Raw genomic sequence first — 26,932 nt, 5'->3', positions numbered from 1 at the left:
CATGACCATCCGGCCCGGCGCTGTGCCCCGTAGACGACACAGCCGATCAGAGCTCCGCCCGCGCGCGGAGACGGCCCATATCGAGCACCAGGATCGCCGCCCGCTGGGTCTCGATGATCCCCTCGGAGCGGAGCTCAGCGAGAGTGCTGTTGGCCACGTTCCGGCCGGCGCCGACCAGGGAGCCGAGCTCCTGCTGCTTCATGCCGACGTCCAGGATCCGCCCGTCGGCGGTCTCCCGGCCGTAGCGCTCGACCAGCTCGACCAGCGCCCGTAGCAGCCTGCGCTGAGTGCGGCACGGCCCCTCCGACCGGCGCCGGACCTGGTCCCGCATCTTCTCCACCATGGACGCGCCGATGTGCAGGCAGAGCTCGGGGTTCGCCGCGACCAGTTCCTCCAGTCCGTCGAACGGCACCTCCACCACGACACAGTCGCGCTTGGCGGTACGCACCGTCGCGCACCGCTGCCCGCCGGCGAGGAAGGCGAACTCGCCGACGATGTCGCCGCTGGAGCGGAAGGCGTGCAGCACCGGCCTGGTCCCCGGCGCGCCGGGCTCCTCCGTGGAGATCTTGACGACCGCGTCGAGCAGGAGGAACACCGAGCGGCCGGATTCGCCCTGGCTCATCAGCACCTCGTCCTCGCCGCATCGGCGCAGCGTGCCGCGTGTCAGCATGGCCGCCACGTCGAGGAAGCCGATCCCGGAGAGGAAACCGTCGGACCGCCATCGCGTGCGGTACTGGTCGAGAAGACGCCGGGCGTCATCGCTGTCGATCACTGTGCTTCCTGAGGATTACGGCGGGCCGTCCCGGCCACGCCAACACAAGAATCAGAACGCGCGGCCTTACCGCCGCGCAGAGTGAGTGCCCCGGGCGGGGCACATGGCGCTCTGCGCCGACACCCGCCCGGATTCTCCCGGAATAGCGTGCCAAATATGACATCTCTTGTGCACCGCCTAAACAGCTTCTGGCGGTTCTCCGATCCCGCACCGACCGTACGGCGGCGGATCGCGGCCCTCGCGGAGACGGAGGCGATCATGCGCACCGCACTGACGGAAGCGGGCGTGCGACCGCACGAGACGCACCTGCTCGGCGGCGATTCGGGCTGGTCGGCGGCCCTTCCCGCCGGCGCCGAAATCGCCGTGATCCTCTCCGAGGCGCCCCGGCGAGGGCGGCTCCTGCTGGCCGGGTACAACGAGCGCCGGGTCCCGGCGGCCCGGCTCCGGATCACCGTGGCGTTCGCGATCGGACCGGCCGCCGAAGGCCTCCTCGGACCATTCGGCCCCGGCCCGGAGGAGGCCGAGCGGCTGGGCCGCACCGCCCCCTCCAGCACCGCGCCGTTCACCACTGTGCTGTCGGCCGCGTTGTACGAGGGATACGTCGCGCCAGAGTTCCATGCCGACCTCGTACCGGAGGACTTCCAGCCGGTCGACGCGGGCGGCGCGAAGGCATGGCTTCACCGCTCCGATCGACTCGGCGACCCCGCGCCAGGCGCCGTACGCGAAGGCGCGCAAGGCGTCGCGCGGACCGCGCTGTGCGTCGCGGCCGACATCAAGGGGTGGAGTACCCGGGCCGTTCCTGATCAGATCCACGCGCAGCACGCCCTCATGGAGGTGACGCGCGCGGCGCTGCGGCTGGCGCGGCTGCCGGAACGGATCGAGCAGACCGCCGGGGACAGCGTCCTGGTCATCGCGCCGAGCGGTATCGACGAGAGCACGGTGATCCCGGACCTGCTGTATGGGATGCGCGTCGCCCTGCGTACGAACAACCGGGTACTCGTCCCGAGCGCCAGGCTGAGGCTCCGGCTCGCCCTCACCCGCGGGCCGGTCGTGCCCGGTCCGGCCGGGTTCGGCGGGGACGCGGTCATCTCCTGCTTCCGGCTGCTCGACGCCCCGCCCGTCAAGCGCGCCCTCGTCGATGCGCCGGAGGCGGACCTGGCGGTGATCATCTCCACCGACCTCTACCGCGACGTCATCCGGCACGGCTTCCGGGGGCTGCGCCCCGAGGGGTTCCGCAGAGTGCGGTGCGAGCTGCCCGGCAAGGGCTTCGCCGAGGACGCCTGGCTCCACGTCCCCGGCCAGGTAGCTGAAAGCGCACCTGGAGCACCAGTGTGAGAGCAATGGCGCGATGCCCAGTTCCATAAGACTCAAATGTGGCGTGGAGGACCACCACTGGAAAAGAGGGCCGGGAACCCCCGGACAAGCCCGGACGCCGCCCGATTCGCACAGATTAGCAGTAAGGTCACCGGCCTCGCACCAGATACCCTCAGGTATCGAATTGGATTCCAGAATGGAATTCAGCCGAGAACTCGCAACTACCGCCGGAGCTGGGACATTTGCCCGACATTGCCCGCGTCTATAGGTATCGTGAGGCGGCATGTATAGAACAGGACGGCCCATGCAGGCAGGCGATGACCGCCTCGCATGAACGGAAGCGCAAGATCGCGCTTCTGGTCCGCGATCTCGAGGTACTGCGAGCATCGGCGGGCGCGACACTCGGCATGATCGAAAAGCGGTCGGCGAAGCTCGAGGGAACCCCCGCGCACGGGGTCAGGATCGCCCGACTCCCCAAGTCGACGGTCAGCGATCTCCTGCGCCGCGATCGCGTGCATGCGCTCAGGCCGGAACTGGTGGAATCGCTCTGGGCCGTGCTGCTCCTCATCGCCACCGACGGCGCCAGGACACCGCTTCTCCCGGACTCCCTGCGCGGCCTGGACGCCCTGCGGCGCCGACTGGAGTCGATCAATGTGCCCGAGCGGGCGCATGCCGTCCCCGGACCCGCTGACCCTGCGGATCGCACCGGCATCGCCGAGCCGGGAGGCACCGGTCCCGGCGTGCTCGACCCCTTCGGTGCGCCGCCGGGCGGAGACGAGGAGACAGACCGGCAGTGGCTGCTCGATTCGGCCGCAGCGGCACGCCCGCGCACCTGGTGGTATGACGGCAGAGATCTGGTGCCGGATTGGCTGGAACGCTACCTCACGCTGGAGCCCCCGGCCGCAGGCGTCCGCGTCTACGCGCCACACGCCGTCCCGGGACTGCTCCAGACCCCGGAATACGCCGCAGCCGCGCTCCGGCGGGAGCGTCCCCTAGCCACCCCGGCCGAACTGTCCGTCCTGCTGAACCTGCGAATGCGCCGCCAGGAGCCGCTGTGGCGGCAGGATGCGCTGCAACTCTGGGCGATCATCGACGAAAACGTACTGCGCGACGGCATCTGCGGCCCTACGGCGATGAACGACCAACTGGACCATCTCATCAAGGTCGCGGCCACCCGCCACATAACGATCCAGGTGATGTCCCGCGAAGCGCATGGGCACAATGCCACGGGCGGCCCGGTGACCCTCCTGCGCTTCACCGAACGCGGTTTTCCCGATGTGGTGCTCGTCGAGCAGCATCATCACGGTCTCTACCCGGAGGAGAGCGGTGATGTGAGCGCCTACCAGCTGGTGCTCGACCGGTTGGCGATCGAAGCGCTTCCGCCGAAGGAGAGTCTCCAGTTCCTGCAGAGTCTCCGACAATCCGGCGACATGATCGGTGGGCCTGGGTAGTGGGCGAATTGTCTGTTCTCATGGACGTACGCCACCATGCCCCCTTCCGAGAGGCGATCATGAGTAAGGACGACCCGGAGTTCTGGGACTCCGCGAAAAAGGACCTGATGGCCGGAATCGACACCAGTGTGCCGCATTCGGCGCGGATCTGGAACTACTGGCTGGGCGGCAAGGACAATTTCCCCGTGGACCAGGAGGCCGGGGACCGCTATACGGAGGTCTTCCCCGGGATCGTGGAGGTGGCCCGGGTGTCGCGCGAGTTCCTAGGGCGCGCCGTACGCCACCTGGCCGCCGAGGAGGGCGTACGGCAGTTCCTGGACATCGGCACCGGGCTGCCCACCGAGGAGAACACCCACCAGGTCGCGCAACGGGTCGCGCCCGAGTCGCACATCGTGTACGTCGACAACGACCCGCTCGTCCTCGTCCACGCCCGCGCGCTGCTCACCAGCCGTCCCGAGGGTGCCACCCATTACGTGGAGGCGGATCTGCACGAGCCGAGGGAGATCCTCCGGCTCGCCGGCGCGCATCTCGACTTCGGGAAGCCCGTGGCGCTCATGCTGATGGGCATCATGGGGCACGTCTCCGACGACGCGGAGGCCCTGTCGATCGTCCGCCGGCTGGTCGGAGGGCTGTCGCCGGGCGGGTACCTGGTCCTGGAGGACGGCACCGACACCGACGAGGCGTTCCTGGAGGCGCAGAAGGGCTACGACGACACCGGCGCCGTCCCGTACCGGCTGCGCGGTCCCGAGCAGATCGCCCGGTTCTTCGAGGGCCTTGAACTGCTGGAGCCGGGCGTGGTCTCGCTGCCCCTGTGGAAACCCGACCCCAGCCCGCTCGGGCCGCCCCCGAAGGCCCATGCCTACGGGGGCGTCGCGCGCAAACCCTGAGATCAGACGCCGAGGGAGCGGCCGATGATCTCCTTCATGATCTCGGTGGTGCCGCCGAAGATGGTCTGGATGCGGGCGTCCTGGTACGCCTTGGCGATCGGGTACTCGGTCATGTAGCCGTAGCCGCCGTGCAGCTGGACGCAGCGGTCGACGACGCGCTTGAGCAGCTCGGTGTTCCAGTACTTGAGCATCGACGCCTCTTCGGCGGTCAGCTCGCCCTTGCTCTCCTTGACGATGCACTCGTCGGTGAACGAGCGGCTCACGGTCAGCTCGGTCTTCATCTCGGCGAGCGTGAAGCGGTTGTGCTGGAACTTGCCGATCGGGCGGCCGAACGCCTCGCGCGTCTTGCAGTACTCCAGGGTCTGCTCGAACGCCGTCTCCGCGCCCGCCATGGCGGTGGCGCCGATGGACAGCCGCTCGCGGGCGAGGTTCTGCATGAGGTAGATGAAGCCCATGCCCTCCTCGCCGAGGAGGTTCTTCGCGGGCACCCGGACGTTGTCGAAGAACAGCTCGGCGGTGTCCTGGGCGTGCATGCCGACCTTGTCGAGGTTGCGGCCGCGCTCGAAGCCCGCCATGCCGCGCTCGACGGCCAGCAGGCTGACGCCGCGGGCACCGGCCGACGGATCGGTCTTGGCGACGACGATCACCAGGTCGGCCAGGATGCCGTTGGAGATGAACGTCTTGGAGCCGTTCAGGACGTACTCGTCGCCGTCCTTGACCGCGGTGCTCTTGATGCCCTGGAGGTCGGACCCGGCGGCGGGCTCGGTCATCGCGATGCCGGTGATCAGCTCGCCGGAGCAGTAGCCGGGGAACCAGCGGGCCTTCTGCTCGTCGTTGCACAGGTTGCGGAGGTACGCACCGTTGATGTCGTTGTGCACGGAGAAGCCGGGGCCGTGCACGCCGGCCTTCGCGAACTCCTCGTTCATGATCACGTAGTAGCGGTAGTCGTCGTTGCCGCCGCCGCCGTACTCCTCGGGCATGTCGATGCCCAGCAGGCCCTGCCGGCCGGCGGCCAGCCACACCTCGCGCGACACGACGCCGTCCCGCTCCCACTGCTCGTGGTGCGGGGCGATCTCCTTCTCGATGAAGGACCGGACCATGTCCCGGAACGCCTCGTGCTCCGCCGTGAAGATCTCGCGTGCCATCCGCCGGCTCCTTGGAGTAAGTGCATGCTGATACAGGATTAATGTAACACTGAGACTGTCACATAGCGGAAGGGGCGGGCATGGGCGAGGACATGACGGTCGACGAGCTCGCCGCCCGCGCCGGCTTCACCGTCCGTACCGTGCGGTTCTACGCGGGCCGCGGCCTGCTCCCCCCGCCCCGCCTGAAGGGCCGCACCGGCCTGTACGGGCCGGACCACCTGGCCCGCCTCGAACTCGTCCGGGAGCTCCAGTCGCTCGGCCTCACCCTCGCCGCGATCGAGCGGCAGCTGGAGCGGATCCCCGCCGACGCCCCGCCCGACGACCTGGCCCTCCGCCGCGCGCTGCTCTCCCCCTGGGCGCCCGAGGAGACCGAGGAGCTCGACCGGCACGAGCTGGACCGGCGCGCGGGCCGCCATCTCGACGACGCCGCCCTCGCCAAGCTGGAGGCCCTCGGCGTCGCCGAGCGCACCCCGGCCGGCACGGTACGGGTGATCAGCCCGGCGCTCCTGCAGATGGGCGCCGAGCTGTCGGCGATGCCCCTGGACGCCCTGGTGGCGGCGCACGCGGCGGTCGAGCGCCACACCACCGAGCTGGCCGCCGAACTCCAGGCCGTCTTCCAGGAGACGGTCGTCCGCCCCTACCGCGAGCGCGGCCGGCCGGCCGAGGACCGGGAACGCCTCCTCGACCTGGCCGCCAAGCTCAAGCCGCTGATGATCCAGTCGCTGGTCGGCTCGTTCCAGCGCGCCGTCGACCGCGCCATCCGCCGCTCCGTCCCCGGCGACTGAGCGCGCCGGGCCGCCCGACTCAGCCGGTCTCAGGCTGTCTCAGGCGGTACGGAGCCGCGCGGGTGAGGCGGCCCTGGCGAGGAGCCGGCCGGAGACGGCGGTGACGGCGACCGCCGCCGCCACCGCGAGGACGGTCGTGAGGAGGGCCTGGCCGGACGTCCACGCGAGCGCCGTCAGGGGCTGCTCGGTGACGAAGACGCCCGGCCCCATCCCGGCGGTCGCCGCCAGCGCGGAGACCACGCACACCGGGGTCGCCGCGATCAGCGCCTGGCGCCGGGCCGACCGCCGCAGCGACGCGAGCGGGGCACCGCCCGCGGCCAGCACCGCCATGGAGTGCCCGCCCTCCAGCAGCGCCTCGGCGCGGTTGACCACGAGCGCCGTGACCGCCACGAGCAGCGCCACCAGCAGCGCCAGATGGGTGAGGCCGAAACTCACCAGCCAGAAGGTGTCGACGGGCGAGCCCGCCTCCCTGAAGGTATGGATCACATCGCCCTCGATGGTGCCGGTGCCCGTACCGAACGCGACCACCAGGCCGACGACCGCCATCGTGCGGCCCCATGCGCGCGGATCGGCCTCCAGGGCCCGCGCCGCCAGGAGCGTCTCGGGGGAACGGGCCCGGCGGCCGGCGAGGCGGGCGGAGACCAGCACCAGCCGGCCGGCCCCCGCCATCACGCCGGCGACCGTGATGATCCCGCCCGCGTAGAACAGCGGCAGCCCGACCTTGTCGACGGACCCGGCGGACGTGCCCGCGACCATCAGCAGCACGCCGGCGGCGAGCGGCACCAGCGCGTACCGGGACGGCCGGGGGCGCGGCGCGCGCCGGGCGACGCGCAGCGGGGAGGCGACGACATGGCGCGACACCCGGAGGCCGACCACCGCGGCGGCGGCCGCCACCAGCACGACGGCGGCGGGCAGGACCCAGAGCGGTATCGCGTACCGTTCCGTGTCCTTCACGCCGAGCAGGGCCATCGCCGCCCGCTGCGCGGGCACGTACAGGACGCACGCGGCGACCGCGCCGGCCGCGCCGACCCGGACGGCCTCGACCACGCCGAGCAGCCGGACGTCCCGGGGCGTGGCACCGGCGAGCCGCAGCGCCGCCAGCCGCCGTTCCCGGGTGGCCTGCGCGACGCGGCCAGCCTGGTGCAGCAGCGCCAGCGGCGGGACGACGAGCAGCGCCAGCGCCAGCGCGGTGCCCGGCCGCAACCCCGACTCGGTGACCAGGCCGGCCCACCGGGACGAGGTGGTGCCCCGGATCAGCAGCACGTTCACCGCGGCGAGCAGGAAGAGGGCGGCCATGGCCGCGGCGGCGGTCAGCAGCCGGCGGCGCCGCCGGTCGGCCCGGGAGGAACCGCGCGCCAGCATCCCGGCGACGGCGGGCAGGACCCGTCCCCCGCCGCTCACCGGCGCACCGCCGGCGCCTCGCCCGCGACACCGTCGCGGATCACGATCTCGCGGTCGGCGAACGCGGCGATCCGGTTGTCGTGGGTGACCAGGACCACGGTCGTGCCGTGCTCCCGGGCGGTCGACAGCAGCAGCCCGAGCACCTCCTCCCCGGCGACGCTGTCCAGCGCGCCGGTGGGCTCGTCGGCGAAGACGACCTTGGGCCCGGTGGCCAGCGCCCTGGCCAGCGCGACCCGCTGCGCCTGGCCGCCGGACAGGTCGCCCGGCCGCAGCTTCGCGCAGTCGCCCGCGCCCACGCGGCCGAGCCATTCCGACGCGGTGGCGGCGGCCTCGGCGCGGCCGAGGCCGCCGAACATGAGCGCGACGGCGACGTTCTCGGCGGCGGTCAGCTCCGGGACCAGCCCGCCGAACTGGAAGACGATGCCGAACGACTCGCGGCGCAGCCGGGTCCGGGCCTCCTCGTCCAGCTCGTCGAGGCGCGTCCCGCCGTACCGGATCTCGCCGGTGTCGGGGACGAGGATGCCCGCGAGGCAGTGCAGCAGCGTGCTCTTGCCCGAGCCGCTGGGGCCGGACAGGGCCACCACCTCGCCGGCGTCGATCTCCAGGGACGCACCGCGCAGCGCCCGGGTGCGGCCGAACGTCTTGCCGACCGCGCTCGCTTGCAGCAGGGGACTCATCGGTCGTTCTCCTCGGTCGGGCCGGACAGGCGGCGGATGGCCAGTTCCATCCACCGCAGGTCGGCGTCCAGGTGGAGCAGTGCGTACTCGGCGGCCAGGACCTCGGCGGCGGGCGCCCCCGAGGCCGTCTTGGCACGGGTCAGCTCCCGCATCCGTTCCAGGTGGGCCGCGCGCTGGCGCTCCAGGCCGGCGCGCGGGTCGTCGCCGACGGCCAGGGTCATGAGCGCCCGCGCGAACAGCGCGCCCGTGACGAACGGCGCGGGCGGCTCGGTCTCGGCGAGCCAGGCGCGCATCCGCCCGGCGCCCTCCGGGGTCAGCTCGTACGCCGTGCGCTCGGGGCCGCTCTCCCGGTCCACCCCGGCGACGGTCACGTACCCGTCGCGCTCCAGCCGCTGCAGCGTCGAGTAGACCTGCCCGTACGGCAGCGGCTTGGCGCCGGGCAGCCGCTCGTCGTGCTCCCGCTTGAGCTCGTACCCGTGCTTGGGCCGCTCGGCGAGCAGGGCCAGCAGGATCTGCGGTGTGGACATGGCGCGGACTATACACTCAGTGTATGTACTGAGTGAATAGCCGACCGGCCGACCTCAGATCGGGCCCGGCGTCTCCGCGAGGGCGGCCAGGTCCGCGAGGGCCTCGCTGACCTGAACCGGGTCCGGGGCGGGCGGCAGCACCGCGCGGACGCGGGCGATGCGCTGGCCGGGCGACCGGCCGGGAGTGACGGACAGCAGGCCCGGATCGAGATCGACCGTGATGCGGCCGCTGCCAGGGAGGGTGCGCCGGATGTACGGTTCCAGGCCTGTCTCCCCGGCGGCGGCCCGGTCCCAGCCGCGGCGGGCGAGACCCAGGACCGCGCCGGGCGGGACCGTCACGCCCTCGAAGCGCTCCAGGCGCCCGCTCCCGCGCTCGGCGGCGGTCAGCGCGTGAACGGGCCTGCCGAGCTGCGGGAACGGCTGGAGGATCTCGTAGTCGGCGAACGTCCGCGTCCACTCCGCGACCTCGTCCCCGAGCAGGACCGGATGCGCGATCCGGACCCGCGCGTCCGGCGGGAGGGCGAACGCGTCGTCGGCGATGTCGGCGAGGGTGCCGTCCTCGGCGATCCGGAACGAGGTCGCGCCGCTCGTCCACACGAGGCGGCGGGCGATGTGCCGGACCAGCGGATGGCAGGCGAGGTGCTCGCGGAACTCCGGCGCCGTCCAGCGGCGGCCGTCCAGCATCGCCGCCTCCAGCCGCGCGAGCTGGGCGGCGGCGACGGCCCGCACGTCCTTCTTCAGATCGGCGAACCGCCGGTACGCGGCGGCGGCGCGGTCACGGTCGTCGCGCGCGCCCGGCCTGGGCAGGTCCTTGCGGGGCGTGCCGTCCTCGTCGGCCACCCGGGGCCTGAGGAACTCGTCGAAGCCGACGGTGAAGCGGCGCGGCCCGTAGTCGAGCGTCAGGCCGCCCGCCGCGTCCAGGCCGAAGTCCGGTACGAGCCGGTCGGCCAGCTGCTCGGGGGTGAGCTCCAGGCCGGCGGCGACCCGCCCGATCAGTTCCCGCGCCCGTTCACGGATCTTCCGGTACTGGGTGCGCTCCGCGATGCCGTGCAGGTGCGCCAGGGCGAGTTCGGTGCCGATCGACGCCAGAACGTCCAGCGCGGCAGCCGCCCGCGCGTGCGCGGCAGCGCGCGACCAGGCCCCGACGAGCGGGGACAGCCGCCGTACCGCCGCGTCGTCGCCCGTCCAGCCGAGCTGGGTCAGCGACCAGGCGGCCGCGGCCGGCGTCCCGTCCGCCAGCCACCGCTCGAACACCGCCAGGCCGAAGCGGGCCAGCGACTCCGGATCGCAGCTCTCCACGACCGGGTCCACGCCCGCGTACCGCTCCCCCGGGCTGGACATCGCCATCATGGTCAGCAGGTGGCCGACGGCCGCGGCGGGCAGGGCCCGGTCACGGCCGCGCAGCAGCACCTGCGGGAGCAGGTGCGGGGTCAGCGGGTCCACGGGGGCCGGCATCTTGGCGGGGAGCACGTCCACCGGATCCACGGCCAGCGGCTCCCCGACCGGCTCCAGGCCCGGGACGGTGGCGGGCGCCGCCGCCGGTACGGCCCGCGCCCACGGCGGATCGGCCAGGATCCGGGGCAGCTCGTCCGGCGCGGCCTCCGGGACGAGCGCCCGCGCCTCCTCCTCGATCGCCCGCCGCGCCTCCGCCGGGAGGGGCTCGGCCGCCAGGGCGGGACGGGCCCGTACGTGCACGGCCAGCAGGCGCGCGTCCTCCGCGGACCCCGACTCCGCCAGCAGGCGCAGCGCCCGCCGGGGGAAGCGGCCCATCGCCGCCGTGAGGGCGCGGAGGCCGCCCTCCCGCTCCCGGCGTTCGAGCAGGTGGCCGAACGCCTCGTCGCCGGGGAGCAGGGCGAGGACGTCCAGGGCGGCCTCGCCCCCGCTCTCCGCCACGAACGGCGCGATCGCCGCGCCGGCGCCGTCCACGAGCGTGGCGATGACGTCGAGGCGGGCCGGCCAGTCGTCCTGGAACCGGACGAGGCCGAGATGCTCGGCGGACAGCGCGCACGGCAGCATCCACCCGTACTCGAACTCCCGAGACGACGGCGCCTCCGAGCACACCTCCGCCGCCCAGTCGCGCCGCGTCGGGACCAGGTACGACGCCACCAGCCGCTGCCGGTCGGTACGGCGGGCGCCCGCCAGCGCCTCCTCGGCCGCCGCGTACTCCTCCTCGCCCGCGGCGGCCAGCATGATCCGGAGCCGGCGGCCCGCCGCGTGCGCAATCCCCGCCATCGGCCAGGGCCAGGGGTCGTTCCGTCCCGTGATCCACGCGGGCCGCCGCACGCCGTGGCCGGCGGCCCAGCGGACCGCCAGCTCGCTCATCTCCGCGAACACGCGGGCGGCGAACCCGAGCCCGTGCCCGGCGGTCCAGGCGTCGAACAGCGCGCACGCGTCCTTCTCGCCGAGGACGCCGTGGGAGAGCTCGGGAAGGGCGGTGGCGCCCACCACCGCGGCGCCGAGCGGGTCGGCCTCGCCGTCCAGGAAGCGGCGGCCCGCGTCCGCGAGGGCCGGATCGCTCTCGGCGGCGGCGAAGGCGAGCTCGCACAGCGGCCGCCCGTCCTCGATCCGCGCCGCCATCGCCGCGGCCGCCGCGGGCTTGATCTTGGGGCGGGGCAGCGGAGCGCCGCCGCGGCGCGGATGCAGGCGGCGCCGCCAGGAGGCGGGGAGTAGCGGCGCGTTCTCGTCGTCGGGGAGGCGATCTTCCATGGCGCCCCACCGTAGGGCAGCCCTGGGACGCTAGGCGTCCTTCCATTCGTCGCCCTCGTACTCCACCAGGCGCGGGTGGACGAGCGTGTTCACCTCGACGTCGCGGTGGCGCAGATCCTTGCCGAAGACGGCGGCCGAACGCAGCACGTCGGCGTCCAGGAAGCGCAGCCCGCCCGGGAGCGCGCCGGGCAGCTCCAGCTTCGGCGGCTCCGGGGTCGGCGTGGCGAGCACGTACCCCCAGTCGCCGAAGCTCGGCACGTCCACGTGGTACGGGACGGTCGCCAGCCCCGCCGCGCCGATCGTCTTCTCGATGCACCAGAACGACTTGGGAGCGAAGTAGGGCGAGCCGGACTGCACGACCATCCGGCCGCCCGGCTTGAGCGCCTGCTTGACCAGCCCGTAGAACTCGACCGAGTACAGCTTCGCGGTGGCGACGTCGTCCGGGTCCGGCATGTCCACGATGACCGAGTCGAAGCGCCGGTCGAGGGAGCGCAGCCAGGAGAAGGCGTCGGCGGTGACCGTCCGGACGCGGGGGTCCTCGAACGCGCGCCCGTTGAGGTCGGCGATCTCCCGGTACGTCCGCGCCAGCTTGATCATCTCCGGGTCCAGCTCGACCAGCGTCGCGCTCCGCACGTCCCGGTAGCGCAGCACCTCGCGCAGCGCCAGCCCGTCGCCGCCGCCGAGGATCAGCACGTCGCCGCGCGCCCCCGCCATCGCCGGATGGACGAGCGACTCGTGGTAGCGATACTCGTCCACCGACGAGAACTGGAGGTCCCCGTTCAGGAAGAGGCGCAGGTCGGGACGGCCGGACAGCGCGACCTTCCGGGTGACGACGATCTCCTGGTACGGGGTGCGCTCGGTCAGCGCGATCGGGTCCCGGTAGAGGACCTGGCGGGCCGAGAACTCGAAGCGGTCGGCCAGCGCGTACGTGCCCCCGAGCACGGCCAGCACCGCCGCCATGCCGGCCCACAGCCCGATCCGCGCGCCGCGGCCGATCTGCCGCCGGAACAGCCACAGCACCACCGCGATGCCGGCGACGGCGTTCACCGCGCCGACCAGCAGCGCGCCCTTGATGTGCCCGAACAGCGGCAGCAGGAAGAACGGGAACGCCAGCCCGCCGATCAGCCCGCCCACGTAGTCGGCGGCGAACAGGTCGGCGACCGCGCTGCCCGCGTCCTGCCGCCGGATCCGCTGCAGCAGCGTCATCAGCAGCGGGATCTCCGCCCCGATCAGCGCGCCGACGCCGAACGCCACGACGACCAGCGCCGGGACGTACAGGTCGAGCCAGGCGAACGCCGCGTACAGCGCCAGCACCGACAGCCCGCCCAGCAGCGCCAGCGCGCCCTCCACGATCGCGAACGCGGCGACCGGGTGCCGCTGCAGCGGCTTGGCGGCCAGCGAGCCGACGCCCATCGCGAAGACCATGACCGACAGCACGATCGACGCCTGGGTGACGGAGTTGCCCATCAGGTAGCTGCCGAGCGCGACCAGGGCCAGCTCGTACACCAGGCCGCACGCGGCGCAGGTGAACACCGCCGCCAGCACCAGGGCGCGCGCCGCCCGCGCCGGCAGCCGCAGCGCCCCGGAGGCCGCCACGGCCTCAGAGACCCCTGAGGCCTCAGAAACCTCTGGGGCCTCGTCGGTCTCGGCGACCTCGGGCGCGGCCGTTTCGGTTGTCTCTCGCATAGGGACCTCCCCCCGGTACGGTCCCGAGGCGTCGCTCAGGAGATGGCCGCCGCCACGATCGCGGCGGTGGCCAGGTCGGCCGCGGCCACGACCCAGCAGGACGGGTGCAGCTCGCGCGCGTCGACCACGGTCGCGCCGAGCTTGCCCGGCGTGAGCAGGTCGAGCAGGTAGAACGCGACCGTCATCAGGACCATGCCGATCAGCCCGTACACGACGGTGCTGAGGATCCCGGCCGCCAGGTCGTCCTCGCTCGTGGCGATGGCGGTGGTGACGATCGCCCCGACGCCCAGCAGCTTGGCCGCCAGGATCAGGGCCGCGCCGCGGTTGCGCTCGGCCCAGATCTGCTGCCCCAGCTTCCCGGGCGTGGTCACCTCGACCAGCAGGTAGCCCAGGGCCAGCAGCGCGATCCCGACGGCGCCGTACGCCAGCGTGGCACCGCTGCCCTGAAGGATGTCGTCGATCATGAGCTGGTGCTCCTCCGGTTCCGTACGGCGGCGACGGTGACCCAGACCACGCCGAGCGCGATCAGCGCGATCCCGACGCCCGTGAAGACGTTGCGCGCGGTGAACTTCGACTCGGAGATCCGGTCGCCGGGCGGCGGCGCCACCCGTTCGGCCTGCGCCGGGACCGGCGGGGCCAGGCCCTCCTGGGCCACCAGCATCGGCACCGCGCCGATCTGGTCGGCGAGCCGGGCGATGCCCTGCTCGCCGTCGATGTCGTCGGTGTCGTCGCCGCTGCCGTAGTCCTGGCCCAGCATCTCCTCGAACTGGTACATCGACGTCTCGTCCAGGTCGCCGATGTTGCTCTCGATCGAGGTGGTGCCGGACGTCCACTCCTGGTACTGCGACGAGTAGCTGTAGTCGGCCTCGAGCACCACCCACTTCGGGCAGCGGTCGGGGACCTGGCGCGGGTCGACGCCGACGCCGAGGTTGGAGCCGTACTCGACGCCGGCCTCCTCGAGCTGCTCCAGGCTCCTCTCCATCTCGGCGCGCTCGTACTCCGACATCGTCCCGGAGGGGGTGGGAGTGGGCGCCGGGGACGTGCGGGTGCGCCGCGGCGCGGGCGTCGCGCCCTGGCGCGGGGCGGTCGGGCGGGCCGTGGCGGTGGTGCGCTCGGTGGGCCGGACCGACGGCCGCGCGGAGGGCCGCGTCGAAGGCTGCATGGAAGGCTGCGCGGACGGCTGCGTGGAGGGCTGCACGGCCTCGGGGCGGAACGTGCCGCTGTACGAGGGCGTCACCTTCGGGATCTGCCGGTAGCGGCCGGAGTCGACCACCCAGCCGTAGCAGACGCCCTGCGCCTTGGAGGCGTGCGAGAGCCGTTCGACCAGGCGCCCGGCGTCCCGGGGGCCGAAGACCGGCGCGGTCTCCATCGCCCTGTCGTTGCCGTCGAAGACGCCCTCATCGTACAGGCTCCACAGGACCGGCAGGACGAACACGACGAGGATGACCGCGACCACGCAGCCGCACCCCATCGCGTTGTTCGACTTGTTCTGCTGCTGGGTGCGCTGCGCCGGGGTCGTCCCCTGCTGCTTCTTCTGGCCGCCGCTGTTCTTGTTCTTGCCGCTCTTGTCGTTCTTGCCGCCCTGGCCGCCGCCGGTCACTTGCCCTCCCCGGGTCCGCCGCCGCGGAAGGACGTGGCGCGCCCGCCGCTGCCGCCCCAGCTGCCGCCCACGTACGAGTGGTAGCGGGCGTAGCCGCGCGCCGGCGCGTCCAGCGTGATCTTCGAGCCGCGGCCCTCGGGCAGGATCCCGACCACGGCGTTGTGGTAGCGCAGGAACACCCCGGTCGGGGTGTAGACCCGGTCCTTGGTGCCGTTCCTGTCGACGATGTCCTCGGCGACCGCCAGCGGCGCCTTCGGCGACGAGTACGTTCCGGCCGACACCTTCTTGTAGTGCTTGGCGATGTAGCCGCGCGGCGAGGTCTTGCCGCCGAACAGCGCGATCAGCAGGACGATCGCGCCGAACAGCGCGACCAGTCCCGCCCCGATCATGTGTCCCTTCATGGCGCCGCGGCGCGCGGCGCTCATAGCGTCCTCACCAGACGGCTGCGCGTCATGACGATCTCCCGGGTCTGGGGGTAGGCGTGCCAGGTGTGCCAGCCGGTCCGCCCGGGCCGGCTGGGGTCGGTGGTCAGGGCGAGGGCGGTCACGGCGTGCGGCGAGCCCGGGAACGTTCCGGTCAGCGCGTCCGCGCGCCCGTCCAGCCGCGCGAGCAGCTCGTCCACGGCATGCTCGAAGGCCGCGCCGTCGCCGTGGGCGGCGGTGGTGGCGGTGAAGTCGTACGCCCAGCCCGCGTGGTCCGCGTGGAGGCGGCCGGGCAGCGGCTCGGGGTCGCCGGGCAGGCACGCCACCGTCTCGCTGAACCCGGGTTCGACGATCACCTGGTGGGAGGCGCCGAGCAGGCGCAGTTCCAGCGCGAGGCCGCCGTTCCGCACGGGCAGTACGGCGAGCGCGTCCATCGGGGGCAGGCCGAGCGCGAACGACAGCGCGTCGGCGCGCGTGTCCGCGTAGGGGGTGTCGAGGGGGGCGAGCAAGGGGTCAGCTGCCCGGGTAGATCGTCAGGGTGCCGTTCGGCACGCGCTCGCCGGTGCCGGCCTCCCAGGCGCCGCCGCCGAACCGCTCGAACGACAGGTAGCGGCCGCCGGGGGCCTCGTAGTCGACGTACTCGACCCTGCCCTTGTCACCGGCGCCGGTGGTGCCCTCGCTCGCGTAGTCGGCGGTGCCGTGCTCGTCGCGGCGGTACTCGACGCCGTCCAGCGTGAGCGTCTTGCGGTCGGGGGTCAGGTCGCCCACGTCCTGCTCGGTCCACCAGACGACCTCCAGGTCCGGGTCCTCCTCGACGGAGATCCAGACCTTGGTGCCCTCGATGGTGTCGGCGTCCAGCAGGTGCTCGCTCCAGGTGAAGCCGCCCTCGCGGAGGCGCAGCGAGCCGCGCACGAAGTAGCGGACGCCGAGGTACTCGACCATGTCGCCCGCCTTGATCGTCCGCGGGTCCCCGCCCACCTGGTCCTCGGCGGCGAACGGGTCGCGCGGCGCGGGCGCCGCCGCCTCGGGGGCGGGCCCGGCCGAACGCCGCCGCACCATCAGGACGATGATGACGAGCAAAGCGCACAGGATGAGCGCCAGCAGGACGGCAATCACTCGCCCGTCCACGGGCACCTCCAGTGAAAATACGGAATCCGGGCAACGCGCGGGATCCTACCGACAATGCCTCGAAATGACTATCCGCGTCTCCGACGTCACAGCGGGCGCGGATCCGTCAGAGCCGGGCGGCGCCCTCCTCGACCCGCTCGTCGGTGGCCGTCAGGGCGATCCTGACGTGCCGGCCGCCCGCCGGGCCGTAGAAGTCGCCGGGACCGACGATGATGCCGAGGTCGGCGAGGTGGCCGACGGTGTCCCAGCACGGCTCGTCCCGGGTCGCCCACAGGTAGAGGCCGGCCTCGGAGTGGTCGATCCGGAACCCGTGCTTCTCGAACGCGGGACGCAGGATCTCGCGGCGCCGCGCGTACCGGGCGCGCTGCTCCTCGACATGGGCGTCGTCCTCGAACGCCACCGTCATCGCCGCCTGCACCGGCGCCGGAACGATCATCCCGGCGTGCTTGCGGACCTCCAGCAGCCGCTGCACCAGCACCGGGTCGCCCAGCACGACGCCGGCCCGGTACCCGGCCAGGTTGGACCGCTTGGACAGCGAGTTCACCGCGAGCAGGCCCTCGTGCGAGCCGCCGCACACGTCCGGGTGCAGCACCGAGATCGGCGGGCGCTCCTCGTCCCAGCCGAACTCCAGGTAGCACTCGTCGCTGACCACGGTCACGCCGCGCTCCCGCGCCCAGGCGACGACCTTGCGCAGGTGCTCGGCCGGGAGCACCTTGCCGCTGGGGTTGGACGGCGAGTTCAGCCAGAAGATCTTCGGTACGGCCGGCCCAAGGGCCAGCAGCGAGTCGGCGGCGACCGGGTCGGCGCCCGCCAGCCGCGCGCCCACGTCGTACGTCGGGTACGCCAGCTCGGGGAAGACGACCTTGTCGCCCGGGCCCGCGCCGAGCAGCGTCGGCAGCCAGGCCACCAGCTCCTTGCTGCCGATCACCGGCAGCACCGCGGCCGGGTCGGCGCCCGGCACGCCGAGGCGGCGGCGCATCCAGCCGGCGACGGCCTCGCGCAGCCGCGGCGTCCCGTACGTCTGCGGGTAGCCGGGGGCGTCGGAGGCGGCGGCGAGCGCGGCCCGTACCGGTTCGGGGGTCGGGTCGACGGGCGTGCCCACCGACAGGTCGACCACGCCGCCGGGGTGCCGTGCGGCCCGCTCCCTGTACGGCGTGAGCCGGTCCCACGGGAAGTCCGGCAGCGTCTGCAACTCGCTCTCCTCCTGCAAGAAGTCCTGCGAAAAGCCCTGAGGGCCGCGGTCTCCCGTCTGCGGAGACCACGGCCCTGAGGGTACGCAACCCTGTTCTTCCGGGAACGCTCCCGGTCCTACTCGTCGTGCTCCTGGGGAGGCAGCGCGGCGACGATCGGGTGGTCCTTGTCGATCTTCCCCACCTTGGAGGCACCGCCCGGCGAGCCGAGGTCGTCGAAGAACTCCACGTTGACCTTGTAGAAGTCCTTCCACTGCTCGGGGACGTCGTCCTCGTAGTAGATGGCCTCCACCGGGCAGACCGGCTCGCACGCACCACAGTCGACGCACTCGTCCGGGTGGATGTAGAGCTGGCGCTTCCCTTCGTAGATGCAGTCGACCGGGCATTCCTCAATGCATGCCTTGTCGAGCAGGTCCACGCAGGGCTGCGCGATGACGTAGGTCACGTCAGTGACTCCTCTCGGGTTACCGGCCCCGCCGCACGTCACGGCTCACCGCACGCTCGCTGTGAATAGTATTGCCACCACGGCTCAGACGATTCGACACCGGGGGTCCTCACATGTCCGGCCACTTCGCCGCGCGGCTGGTCGTGTCCATCACGCCCGCGGACGTCGGCCAGCGGATCTCGCTGCGTCGCCGTCTGCCTACGGGAGAGTACAGCGACGTGGTGGGCGTCCTCGAATCGTGGTCGGACGGGCTCCTGCGGGTGCGCCGCCGTACCGACGAAATCGTCGATGTGCCCGAGGCCATCGTGGTCGCGGGCAAGGTCGTCCCCCCGATGCCGCCGCCTCGCCGGCGTCGCCCGCGCGACCAGGACTGACCCGGCGCTACTGGGCGACCGTGGGGCCCTTCTCGCCGAGTTCGGTGTACCTGCCCCCCGGGTCGAGCCGCTGTCCCTGGAAGAGTTCCGTCACCGTCACGAGGGTGAAGCCTCGCTTCTTCAGCCCCGCCAGGATCTCCGGCACGGCCGTGACGGTCGGCTTGTGGATGTCGTGGAACAGGACGACGCCGCCCTTCTCCGGCTCGGACACCCCGGCCCGCACGTTCTTGCGCACGTTCCGGTGCAGCCAGTCCAGGCTGTCGACGCTCCACAGGATCTGCGGCATCCCGACGGCCTTGCCCACCCGCGCGTCCGTGGAGCCGTACGGCGGCCGGAACGACGTCGGCGCCACCCCGGACGCCCGCTTGATCGCCTCCTGCGTCCGCCTCACCTCGGACCGCACCGCGCCGCTGGACAGCCCGGTCATGTCCGCGTGCGACCAACTGTGGTTGGCGACCTCGTGCCCTTCCAGGGGCATCCGCCGCACCACGTCCGGATGCGACCCGACGTTCTGGCCGAGCATGTAGAACGTGGCGCGCGCGCCCGCCTTCCGCAGGTCGTCCAGCACCCGGGCGGTGTACTCCCCGGGCCCGTCGTCGAACGTCAGCGCCAGGCACTTGACCGCCGCGCAGTCCATCCGGCGCGGCGGCAGCGGCTTCGGCACGGCCTTCTTCTTCAGCGCGACCTGCTGCCGCGCCGCCCCGGCCCGGCGCTCGTCCACCTGCCCCGTGCATCCGGCGGCCGCCAGCACGGCCACCGCCAGAGGAATGAGATAAGTACGTATTCGCACCACGCACCCCCGAAACGTGTTGCCTGGCGCGCTACATACCCTCCGTCGCACTAGTCATACACATAGTGATTAGTCCTGACCGCCACATGTCGCCCTCCATGGGGGTTTTGGAGGGCGACATGCGGGCGGACCTAGCGGACGGGCCAGTCCGGAACCTCGGCGGGGAGGTCCTTGCTGACCTTCATGGGGAAGACGGCGTCGCGCTTCTCCAGGAACGAGGTCACGCCCTCGTTCGCGTCCGGGGCACCGCCCATGGCCGCCATCAGGCGGGAGTCGGCGATGTGGGCGTCCCACGGGGACGGCGCCGACAGGCCCGACCAGATGAGGCGGCGGATCGCGGCGACCGACACGGCCGAGGTGTTGTCGGCGATCTCGCGGGCGAGCGCGTACGCGGCGGGCAGCAGCTCGTCCGGCGCGTACAGGCGCGACACCAGGCCGCCGTCCAGGGCCTCCTGGGCACCGAAGACGCGGCCGGTCGCGGCCCACTCCATCGCCTGCGCGACGCCGACCAGGCGCGGCAGGAACCAGCTCGACGCGGCCTCGGTGACGATGCCGCGGCGCGCGAACACGAAGCCGAACTTCGCCTTCTCGCTGGCCAGCCGGACGTCCATGGGCAGCGTCATCGTGACGCCGACCCCGACCGCCGCGCCGTTGAACGCGCCGATGACCGGCTTAAGGCAGCGCGCGATGCGCAGCGCGACCGTGCCGCCGCCGTCGCGCGGGGTACCGTCCTCCAGGACGTCGTCCTCCCCGGCGAACATGTCCTGCGACTGGTCCTTGTCGAACGTGCCGCCGCCACCGCCGAGGTCGGCGCCGGCACAGAAGGCGCGGCCGGCCCCGGTCACGACCACCACGCGCACGTCGTCGTCGGCGTCGACGCGGTCGAAGGCGTCGAGCATCTCCGCCCGCATCGTCCACGTGTACGCGTTCATCCGGTCCGGACGGTTCAGGGTGATCGTGGCGATCCCGTCCCGGACCTCGTACTCGATCTCGCTGTACGGCACTGCGGTCCCTTCTCGCGCCTGCCGGGCCGGTCGCCCGCCGGCCACCGACGTGACCAGAACCGCATTCTAGGAAGTCCGCCCGGCCGCAGCGCACCCCAGGGCCGCTCGGAGGGCCGCGGGAGAGCGGCGGCGCGAAGGGGCGTTCAGGAGTGGGCCGAGGGGAACAGGGCGAGGAGGACGTCGCGGTGCCAGTCGGGCGCGGGGGCGCGGGACGCGGGCGGGGCGGGGACCAGGTCGCCGTCCTCGGCGGGCAGGGCGATCGTCACCTCGGGGGCGAGGTCGAGTTCGGCCGGGACGGGTGCCGCCGGGTCCAGGGCCGCCAGGCGCTGGGCCAGGAGGCCCAGGACGCGGGCCCAGCCCTGGCCGAGGTACGGCGGGAGGCCCGACACGCGCAGCTCCGGGCGGCCTCGGGCGGCCAGGCCGCGGGTGCGCAGCTCCAGGCCGTCCGCCAGTTCCGCGCCGATGATCCTTATCTCGGCACCCGTGCCGCCCCGCTCGCCCATGTCCTGACCGTACGGGACAGGACGGCGGCAGGAAGCCGGTCAACGGCGCTCGTGAAACTGATCACCCTACGCCGTCCGGCATCGGCAACGCCGCTACATCCTCATGACCTATCGGATAAATTACGACGGTGAATTGGGCCGTCGCGACGTACGACTCCGCTTTCGGGTACGTCTCCGCACATGGCGCGCCCCTGGTCGATCTGCTCGACCCGCAGCCCGGCGAGCGGATCATCGACCTCGGGTGCGGCACCGGCACGTTCGCCGCGGAGATCGCCGAGCGCGGCGCGGAGGTCCTCGGCATCGACGGCTCGGCGGAGATGGTCGCCCAGGCGGGCCGGCTGCACCCCGGGCTGTCGTTCACGGTCGGGGACGCGCACGACTTCACCACGACCGAGCCGTTCGACGCGGTCGCGTCCAACGCCGCCCTGCACTGGATGGTCCGCGACCCGGACGCCGTGATCGCCCGGGTGCACGCGGCGCTGCGGCCCGGCGGCCGGTTCGTCGGCGAGCTCGGCGGCGCCGGCAACTGCGCCGAGCTGATCGTCGCGATGCAGACCGCGTGGCGGGTGTTCGGGCTCGGCGAGCCCGAACTGCCCTGGTACTTCCCCACCCCCGCCGAGTACGCGCGGCGCCTGGAGGACGGCGGGTTCACGATCCGGCTGCTGGAGCACGCCGACCGCCCGTCCCGGATGACCGAGGGCCCCAACGGCGCCGCCGACTGGGTGCGCGTGTACGCGCCGCGCGCGCTGGCCGACGTGCCGCCGGAGCTGGTCGAGCCGCTGCTGCACCGCATCAACGACCTGGCCGCGCCGGCGCTGCGCCGCGAGTCGGGCTGGGTCGCCGACTACGTCCGGCTCCGCTTCGCCGCCGTCCGCAAGGCCGACAGCAGCGCCCCGATGCCCGAGGGCCCGCCGTTCACCGGTCTCTGATCTCGGCGGCACGGCCGGGTTCCTCCTGGGTTCGGGGCGGTCGCGAACGTAGGGTTGGAACATGCTGCGCCTGCGCGATCATCGGACCGGACAGGAGCTGGAGATCCCGCCGTACGGGCTGCGGGTACACGTGCACGAGGGGAGCGAGCGCGCGCTCGTGACCGCCGACCTGCTCCGGCGGGTCGCCGAGCGGTCCCGCCGCCGCGTCCTCCTCACCCGCTCCGCACGGGTCCGCCCGCACGCCGACTTCGCCGAGCTCAGCCTGCCCGAGGTGGAGATCGCGGACCCGGAGGGGCCGCCGGACGGCACGCTGTGGATCGGTTCGGCGGAGGTGCCCGGCCGCCGCTGCCTGGTCGTCCCGCCGGAGCGGTACGAGTGGGACAAGCTCGTGGAGAGCGCCAGCGTGGACCCGCTGTGCGTCCGGCTGGCGATCCTCCGCGAGCGCTACTCGGAGCCCGACGTGATGGACGGCGACCTCGTCGTCGGCGCGGGCCGCGACCTGGCGCACTGGCGGGACTCGGTGGCCGAGTGGGCGACGCAGCCGGGCCGGCCGATGGACCGCGCGTACGCGGCCGAGGCCGAGGCGGCGCTGTGGGACGACCTGGACAGCCCCACCGCGCTCGCCGTCCTCGACGAGCTCACCGCCGACCCGACCGTCGAGCCGGGCGCCAAGCTGGAGACCGTGATCCACCTGGACCTGATCCTGGGCCTGGACCTGGTCGCCGGCATCGGCCGCGCCTGACCGCCCGCCGGCGTCAGCCGTCCTGGACTGTGACCAGCGCCCCCTCGGCGACAAGGTCGGCGACGGACCGTTCGAAGAGGTAGGCGGTGCCGCCGCCGGGCTGGTCGAACCACGGCACCGCGACCCCGGTCAGCGCGCGCAGCGGCCGCTGGAGGCGGAACGCCTGGTACGGGCGGCCGGCCCAGTCGGGCGGCAGCGACCGTTCGGTGAACGGCGTCCGCACCGCGTAGGTGAGGTTGCCGCCGTCGCCCCCGTACCGGTCGACGGTCGTCCCGGCCGGCACCTCGATGATCTTCCGGTCGCGGAACAGCGTCAGCGGCGGCTCGCCCGCCAGCGGCGTGATCGGCCGTTCCGGCGGCGGGCCGTCGAGCAGCACCGAGCCCAGCAGGTGGGCCGCCGCCCGCCGCTCGGCGGGGAACACCGACTCGTGGTCGCGGCGGCCGCGCTCCCCGGCCTGGAAGACCGTCCAGCGCCCGTCCTCGGGCAGCAGGCACCAGGCGCCCTCGGCGACCTCCCCGATGCGGTACGCCGACGCCGGGACGCCGAGGTCGCGCAGCCGCTTCTCCAGGTCGTCCGTCGCCGCGGCGGCCGGCGGCTCGGCAGCGGGCGCGGGTACGGGGTCGGGGTCGGGGTCGATCCGCTGGACGACCGTCGCGGCGGGCGCGGGCGCGGGTTCGGGGTCGATCCGCTGGACGACCGTGGCGGGGGCCGGGGGCGGCCCGGCGGCGTCCAGCCGGCGCTTGATCCACTCGCGTCCGGCGTGCTCGGGGAAGCGCTCCACCTCCAGCCGGAGGTCGTGGACGGACGGCGCGGAGTTCCAGGCGGGCTCCTCGTCGTTGGTGAACTTCGCCTGGACGCGTACCGTCCCCTCCTCGAACGTCACCCGGTAGTCGATCCGCCCCCAGGTGCTCCGCTGGAACCCGTACGTACCGGCGCGGAGCCGGTCGAACAGCGCGTCCGCCGCCGGGGGCAGCGCCCAGGTCAGCATCGTCCGGTCGGCGAGCTGCACCATGGCGGGCGGGTGCTCCACATGGTCCCCGGCCGCCTGGTAGTAGCCGAACACCTGGTCCCACAGGGCGGGGGCCTGGTCGCCGACCAGGACGCCCAGCTCGTTCGACAGCAGCTCGATCTGCTCCACCGGGTTGAGCACCTCGCCCGGCGCGGCGCGCGGGTAGGACGGCTCGCGGCCCTCCAGCCGGGCCTGGAGCCAGCCCGGCAGGTCGGCGCCGTCGCGCGGCATCACGATCTGGTCGCGCCGCCAGCAGTCCACGGGGATGGGCGGGTCCCAGTTCGGGTCGTGGTCGTAGTTGAAGATCGGGCGGATCGGCGCGCCCGGCTCCAGCATGAAGCGCGCCGAGAACCAGGTCCCCCGCTCGGGCACGTAGTGCGCGCGGCGCAGCTCCAGCAGCAGGTCGGTCAGCTCGGACGGCATCTCCTCCGGCCGCACCGTCCCGCCGTCCTCGGTGAGCACGGTCACCGCCATGTCGTTCACCGCGACGGTCGCGACGCAGTGCACGTCGATCCGGCGGCTCCCGGGCGGCGCCATGCCCGCCAGGAAGTCGATGACCCGCCGCTGGACCTCGGCGATGCGCTCCTTCTGCCCGCTCACGAACCCGTCCCCCACTCCGATCAACGCGATGCCCGGCAGGCTACCGATTGATCCTGTTTAGGGCACGGAAACCTGTTTGCCGCCGCGCCGCCCGCTGCGCCACGCTCGGAGGATGCGCATGGAGGAACTGCTCGACCTGGAGGAACGCGGGCGGCTGCCGGAGTTCGTGCTGTTCTGGGGCGGCAAGAAGGAGAAGGGCCGGCTCAGCCAGTGGTACCCGTCGCCGTTCACGCTCGACGGCGTCGAGTACCCGACGGCCGAGCACTACATGATGGCCGAGAAGGCGCGGCTCTTCGGCGACACGGCCGCCGCCGAGAAGATCCTCGCCGACCCCGACCCGGGGCGCGCCAAGGCCCTCGGCCGCCGCGTGAAGGGCTTCGACGAGGACGCCTGGACGGCCGCGCGGTACGGCATCGTCGTGCGCGGCAGCATCGCCAAGTTCGACTCCGACGACCGGCTGCGGAACTACCTGTACTCCACGACCGGCAAGGTGCTCGTCGAGGCCAGCCCGCTCGACCGGGTCTGGGGCATCGGGCTCGACGAGCACCGGCCGGAGGCGCTGCAGCCGTCGCGGTGGCGCGGCCTCAACCTCCTGGGATTCGCCCTGATGGACGCCCGGGACGCGCTCAGCGCCTGAGCAGGGCGGCCGCCTCGCCGACCAGCTCGATCTGGCGCAGGCCGTCCGCCGGGAACGGCATCGCGATCACGCGGTGGGCGCCCGCCTCCGCCAGCTCCGCGAACCGTTCCGCCGCCCGCTCCGGCGTGCCGGTGACCAGCGCGCCGCGGGCCTCGTCCTCGGTCATGCCGTACTCGGTGAGGCCGCGCACCTGCGCGTCGATCCGTTCCGCCGGGACGTCGCCGAGCCCGACGCTCACGCTGACCGTCAGGCGGGGCGCGGGCCGGCCGTACTCGGCCGCGAGCGCCGCCAGCTTCTCCGCTGCGGGCGCGATCCGCGCCGGGTCGGAGAACGCCGGGTACCACTCGTCCCCGAACCGCGCGGCCCGGCGCATCGCCGCCGGGCCGCCGCCGATCAGCACCGGCGGCATCGGCGCGCCCGGCGACAGCGCGACCTCGCCGTCCCCCAGGTCCACGGCCTCGCCCCTCACCAGGCCGGGGAGGACCGCCAGCGCCGCGTCCGTCCGCGCGCCGCGCTCCGCGTACGGGACGCCCGCCGCGCGCCAGCCCGCGTCGCCGTGCACGGCGCCGCCCGTACCGACGCCCAGCAGGACCCGGCCGCCCGAGAGGTGCTGGAGGCTGGCGATCTGCTTGGCGGCCCACGCGACCGGGCGCAGCGCCAGGACCATCACGCCGAACCCGATCCGCACCCGCTCGGTGACGGCGGCGGCGGCCGCCAGCCGCAGCGTGCTGTCCAGGAACGGCCGGTCCTTGGCGATCAGGTGGTCGCCCACCCACACCGACTCCAGCCCGGCGTCCTCGGCGCGCCTGGCGTGCTCGGCCACCCCCGCCGCCTGCTCCAGGCCCGCCGACGGGAGGTTCACCCCGACGTTCATCGGACGGCCTCCAGCAGGGTCTTGCCGACGGTCGCGCGCGATTCGATGGCCCGGTGCGCGTCGGCGGCCCGCTCCAGCGGGAACCGCTGCCCGATCACCGGGCGCAGCCGTCCCGCGGCGGCCTCCTCCAAGGCGCTCTCCGTGCACGAGCGCATCAGCGCGGGATCGGGCTTCGGCTGCACGAGGATGACGCCGCGTTCGGCGGCCCGCTCCTCCGGGACGCCCGCCCACTCGCCGCTCGCCAGCCCGTAGCTGACCATCCGGCCGCCCTTGCCGAGCAGCCCGAACGCGGCGCGCCCGATGTCACCGCCGACACCGTCGAACACCACGTCGACGCCGCGTACGGCATCGGCCCACCCCGGCCGCCCGTAGTCGACCGCCTCGTCGGCGCCCAGCTCCCGCGCCAGCTCCAGCTTCCGCCCGCTCCCGGCCGCCGCGACGACCGTCGCCCCCGCCGCCTTCGCCAGCTGCACCAGCAGCGTGCCGACCCCGCCGGCCGCCGCCTCCACCAGGACCCGCTCGCCCGGGGCCGGCGCCGCCGCCCGCAGCATCATCGTCGCGGTACGGCCATCGGCCAGCAGCGCGACCGCGGCGTCCAGCTCCAGGCCGTCCGGAACGGCGAACAGGCCGGCCGCGTCGACCACGGCACGTTCGGCATAACCGCCGGAACCGCCCATGCCGCTGACGACCCGCCTCCCGACCAGGCCCGGATCCGCGCCCTCGCCGACCGCCGCGACCACGCCGCCGACCCCGTTCCCCGGGATCACCGGCAGCTCCGGCCTGAACGGCGACGGCGCGCCCGACCGGAACTGCGTCTCCACGAACGTGATGTTCGCGTACGCCACGTCCACCAGGACCTGCCCCGGACCCGGAACCGGATCCGGGGCCTCACCCGCGACGAGCACCTCCGGCCCGCCGAACTCCTTCAACCACACCGCTCTCATGAGGCAAGCCTGCAACCTCGACCTGACTTGAGGTCAACCCGCTACCCTCACGATCATGACGATCGCCCGGTCCCTGCTGCTCTTCGCCCTGGCCGCCCTCGCCGAGATCGGCGGCGCCTGGCTGGTCTGGCAGGGCGTCCGCGAGCACCGCGGCCTCGCCTGGACGGGCACCGGTGTGATCGCCCTCGGCGCCTACGGCTTCGTCGCCACCCTCCAGCCCGACGCGAACTTCGGCCGCATCCTCGCCGCGTACGGCGGCGTCTTCGTCGCCGGCTCCCTCGTCTGGGGCATGGCCCTCGACGGCTTCCGGCCCGACCGGTACGACATCATCGGCGCCCTGATCTGCCTCGCCGGAGTCGCCGTGATCATGTACGCCCCGCGCTCCTGACC

Annotated in this window: 29 protein-coding genes; 9 read left to right on the top strand and 20 right to left on the bottom strand. The window is 73.2% G+C overall.

Annotated features, from left to right (window positions below):
* Positions 1-46: 46 nt before the first annotated feature.
* Positions 47-772, bottom strand: a complete 726-nt coding sequence (locus AB0881_RS02415; protein ID WP_366613653.1) for a Crp/Fnr family transcriptional regulator — start codon at positions 770-772, stop codon at positions 47-49.
* A gap of 156 nt (positions 773-928) precedes the next feature.
* Between AB0881_RS02415 and AB0881_RS02410 the strand changes: the two genes are divergently transcribed.
* From AB0881_RS02410 to AB0881_RS02400, 3 genes are all read left to right on the top strand, one after another.
* Positions 929-2,107 carry a hypothetical protein gene (locus AB0881_RS02410; RefSeq protein WP_366613652.1) on the top strand — a complete coding sequence of 393 codons (1,179 nt, stop codon included), beginning with the start codon at positions 929-931 and terminating at the stop codon, positions 2,105-2,107.
* Between the two features lie 296 nt (positions 2,108-2,403).
* The gene (locus AB0881_RS02405; protein WP_366613651.1) at positions 2,404-3,537 is read left to right on the top strand and encodes a DUF5753 domain-containing protein; all 1,134 of its coding nucleotides are present in this window, start codon (positions 2,404-2,406) and stop codon (positions 3,535-3,537) included.
* Positions 3,538-3,596: 59 nt separating this feature from the next.
* Entirely contained in the window at positions 3,597-4,424 is an 828-nt protein-coding gene (locus tag AB0881_RS02400; protein WP_366613650.1) for an SAM-dependent methyltransferase, read from the top strand.
* A 2-nt stretch (positions 4,425-4,426) separates the two neighbouring features.
* Here AB0881_RS02400 and AB0881_RS02395 read toward each other — a convergent pair whose 3' ends face one another.
* Positions 4,427-5,569: an acyl-CoA dehydrogenase family protein gene (locus AB0881_RS02395; protein ID WP_366613649.1), complete on the bottom strand. Its 1,143-nt coding sequence runs from the start codon at positions 5,567-5,569 to the stop codon at positions 4,427-4,429.
* A gap of 80 nt (positions 5,570-5,649) precedes the next feature.
* On the opposite strand from AB0881_RS02395, the gene AB0881_RS02390 reads away from it, so the two are divergent.
* The gene (locus tag AB0881_RS02390) at positions 5,650-6,354 is read left to right on the top strand and encodes a MerR family transcriptional regulator (protein ID WP_366613648.1); all 705 of its coding nucleotides are present in this window, start codon (positions 5,650-5,652) and stop codon (positions 6,352-6,354) included.
* Between the two features lie 39 nt (positions 6,355-6,393).
* Here AB0881_RS02390 and AB0881_RS02385 read toward each other — a convergent pair whose 3' ends face one another.
* From AB0881_RS02385 to fdxA, 12 genes are all read right to left on the bottom strand, one after another.
* Positions 6,394-7,755 carry an FtsX-like permease family protein gene (locus AB0881_RS02385; RefSeq protein ID WP_366613647.1) on the bottom strand — a complete coding sequence of 454 codons (1,362 nt, stop codon included), beginning with the start codon at positions 7,753-7,755 and terminating at the stop codon, positions 6,394-6,396.
* Positions 7,752-8,432 (bottom strand): ABC transporter ATP-binding protein, encoded by a 681-nt coding sequence (locus tag AB0881_RS02380; RefSeq protein WP_366613646.1) that lies wholly within the window; start codon positions 8,430-8,432, stop codon positions 7,752-7,754. The genes AB0881_RS02385 and AB0881_RS02380 overlap by 4 nt, the downstream gene beginning before the upstream one ends.
* Entirely contained in the window at positions 8,429-8,959 is a 531-nt protein-coding gene (locus AB0881_RS02375) for a PadR family transcriptional regulator (RefSeq protein WP_366613645.1), read from the bottom strand. Before AB0881_RS02375 ends, AB0881_RS02380 begins: the two co-directional genes overlap by 4 nt.
* Before the next feature lie 54 nt (positions 8,960-9,013).
* A complete protein-coding gene (locus AB0881_RS02370; protein ID WP_366613644.1) occupies positions 9,014-11,665 on the bottom strand; it encodes a DUF4132 domain-containing protein in 2,652 nt (883 codons plus the stop codon).
* A 30-nt stretch (positions 11,666-11,695) separates the two neighbouring features.
* Positions 11,696-13,351 carry a polyamine aminopropyltransferase gene (locus AB0881_RS02365; RefSeq protein WP_366613643.1) on the bottom strand — a complete coding sequence of 552 codons (1,656 nt, stop codon included), beginning with the start codon at positions 13,349-13,351 and terminating at the stop codon, positions 11,696-11,698.
* A gap of 35 nt (positions 13,352-13,386) precedes the next feature.
* Positions 13,387-13,815, bottom strand: coding sequence for a DUF350 domain-containing protein (locus AB0881_RS02360; protein ID WP_366613642.1), 429 nt, complete (start codon positions 13,813-13,815; stop codon positions 13,387-13,389).
* Positions 13,812-14,951, bottom strand: a complete 1,140-nt coding sequence (locus AB0881_RS02355; RefSeq protein WP_366613641.1) for a hypothetical protein — start codon at positions 14,949-14,951, stop codon at positions 13,812-13,814. Before AB0881_RS02355 ends, AB0881_RS02360 begins: the two co-directional genes overlap by 4 nt.
* Positions 14,948-15,340 (bottom strand): DUF4247 domain-containing protein, encoded by a 393-nt coding sequence (locus AB0881_RS02350; protein ID WP_366613640.1) that lies wholly within the window; start codon positions 15,338-15,340, stop codon positions 14,948-14,950. The genes AB0881_RS02355 and AB0881_RS02350 overlap by 4 nt, the downstream gene beginning before the upstream one ends.
* A gap of 32 nt (positions 15,341-15,372) precedes the next feature.
* The gene (locus AB0881_RS02345; RefSeq protein WP_366613639.1) at positions 15,373-15,882 is read right to left on the bottom strand and encodes a DUF2617 family protein; all 510 of its coding nucleotides are present in this window, start codon (positions 15,880-15,882) and stop codon (positions 15,373-15,375) included.
* Positions 15,883-15,886: 4 nt separating this feature from the next.
* Positions 15,887-16,501: a DUF4178 domain-containing protein gene (locus AB0881_RS02340; protein WP_366613638.1), complete on the bottom strand. Its 615-nt coding sequence runs from the start codon at positions 16,499-16,501 to the stop codon at positions 15,887-15,889.
* 106 nt (positions 16,502-16,607) lie between these two features.
* Positions 16,608-17,693, bottom strand: a complete 1,086-nt coding sequence (gene dapC / locus AB0881_RS02335; RefSeq protein ID WP_366613637.1) for a succinyldiaminopimelate transaminase — start codon at positions 17,691-17,693, stop codon at positions 16,608-16,610.
* Positions 17,694-17,809: 116 nt separating this feature from the next.
* Positions 17,810-18,136: a ferredoxin gene (gene fdxA, locus AB0881_RS02330; RefSeq protein WP_366613636.1), complete on the bottom strand. Its 327-nt coding sequence runs from the start codon at positions 18,134-18,136 to the stop codon at positions 17,810-17,812.
* 113 nt (positions 18,137-18,249) lie between these two features.
* Here fdxA and AB0881_RS02325 point away from each other — a divergent pair, with 113 nt between their 5' ends.
* Entirely contained in the window at positions 18,250-18,510 is a 261-nt protein-coding gene (locus tag AB0881_RS02325; protein WP_366613635.1) for a hypothetical protein, read from the top strand.
* 7 nt (positions 18,511-18,517) lie between these two features.
* On the opposite strand, the gene AB0881_RS02320 is transcribed toward AB0881_RS02325, so the two are convergent.
* The 3 genes from AB0881_RS02320 to AB0881_RS02310 all read right to left on the bottom strand — a co-directional run bounded on the left by AB0881_RS02320 (position 18,518) and on the right by AB0881_RS02310 (position 20,807).
* Positions 18,518-19,267 (bottom strand): polysaccharide deacetylase family protein, encoded by a 750-nt coding sequence (locus tag AB0881_RS02320; protein ID WP_366613634.1) that lies wholly within the window; start codon positions 19,265-19,267, stop codon positions 18,518-18,520.
* 164 nt (positions 19,268-19,431) lie between these two features.
* Entirely contained in the window at positions 19,432-20,304 is an 873-nt protein-coding gene (locus AB0881_RS02315) for an enoyl-CoA hydratase-related protein (protein ID WP_366613633.1), read from the bottom strand.
* 143 nt (positions 20,305-20,447) lie between these two features.
* Positions 20,448-20,807 (bottom strand): hypothetical protein, encoded by a 360-nt coding sequence (locus AB0881_RS02310; RefSeq protein ID WP_366613632.1) that lies wholly within the window; start codon positions 20,805-20,807, stop codon positions 20,448-20,450.
* 128 nt (positions 20,808-20,935) lie between these two features.
* Between AB0881_RS02310 and AB0881_RS02305 the strand changes: the two genes are divergently transcribed.
* Both AB0881_RS02305 and AB0881_RS02300 read left to right on the top strand, forming a co-directional pair.
* Positions 20,936-21,736: a methyltransferase domain-containing protein gene (locus AB0881_RS02305; RefSeq protein ID WP_366613631.1), complete on the top strand. Its 801-nt coding sequence runs from the start codon at positions 20,936-20,938 to the stop codon at positions 21,734-21,736.
* A 61-nt stretch (positions 21,737-21,797) separates the two neighbouring features.
* A complete protein-coding gene (locus AB0881_RS02300; protein ID WP_366613630.1) occupies positions 21,798-22,478 on the top strand; it encodes a hypothetical protein in 681 nt (226 codons plus the stop codon).
* A 13-nt stretch (positions 22,479-22,491) separates the two neighbouring features.
* Here the strand turns inward: AB0881_RS02300 and AB0881_RS02295 are convergent, their stop codons facing one another.
* Positions 22,492-24,087: a glycohydrolase toxin TNT-related protein gene (locus AB0881_RS02295; protein WP_366613629.1), complete on the bottom strand. Its 1,596-nt coding sequence runs from the start codon at positions 24,085-24,087 to the stop codon at positions 22,492-22,494.
* 112 nt (positions 24,088-24,199) lie between these two features.
* Here AB0881_RS02295 and AB0881_RS02290 point away from each other — a divergent pair, with 112 nt between their 5' ends.
* Complete coding sequence (locus tag AB0881_RS02290) at positions 24,200-24,724, top strand: NADAR family protein (RefSeq protein ID WP_366613628.1); 525 nt, start codon at positions 24,200-24,202, stop codon at positions 24,722-24,724.
* Here the strand turns inward: AB0881_RS02290 and AB0881_RS02285 are convergent.
* Positions 24,714-25,598, bottom strand: a complete 885-nt coding sequence (locus AB0881_RS02285; protein WP_366613627.1) for an LLM class flavin-dependent oxidoreductase — start codon at positions 25,596-25,598, stop codon at positions 24,714-24,716. The two genes, AB0881_RS02290 and AB0881_RS02285, sit on opposite strands and share 11 nt — an antisense overlap.
* A complete protein-coding gene (locus tag AB0881_RS02280; protein WP_366613626.1) occupies positions 25,595-26,542 on the bottom strand; it encodes a zinc-binding dehydrogenase in 948 nt (315 codons plus the stop codon). Before AB0881_RS02280 ends, AB0881_RS02285 begins: the two co-directional genes overlap by 4 nt.
* A 55-nt stretch (positions 26,543-26,597) precedes the next feature.
* Here AB0881_RS02280 and AB0881_RS02275 point away from each other — a divergent pair, with 55 nt between their 5' ends.
* The gene (locus AB0881_RS02275) at positions 26,598-26,930 is read left to right on the top strand and encodes a YnfA family protein (RefSeq protein ID WP_366613625.1); all 333 of its coding nucleotides are present in this window, start codon (positions 26,598-26,600) and stop codon (positions 26,928-26,930) included.
* Positions 26,931-26,932 lie beyond the last annotated feature (2 nt).

It is taken from the genome of Spirillospora sp. NPDC029432 (assembly GCF_040703975.1).
Taxonomy (GTDB): domain Bacteria; phylum Actinomycetota; class Actinomycetes; order Streptosporangiales; family Streptosporangiaceae; genus Spirillospora.
The sequence above is the reverse complement of the archived record's forward strand: the minus strand, read 5'-3'. Positions and strand labels throughout refer to the sequence as shown.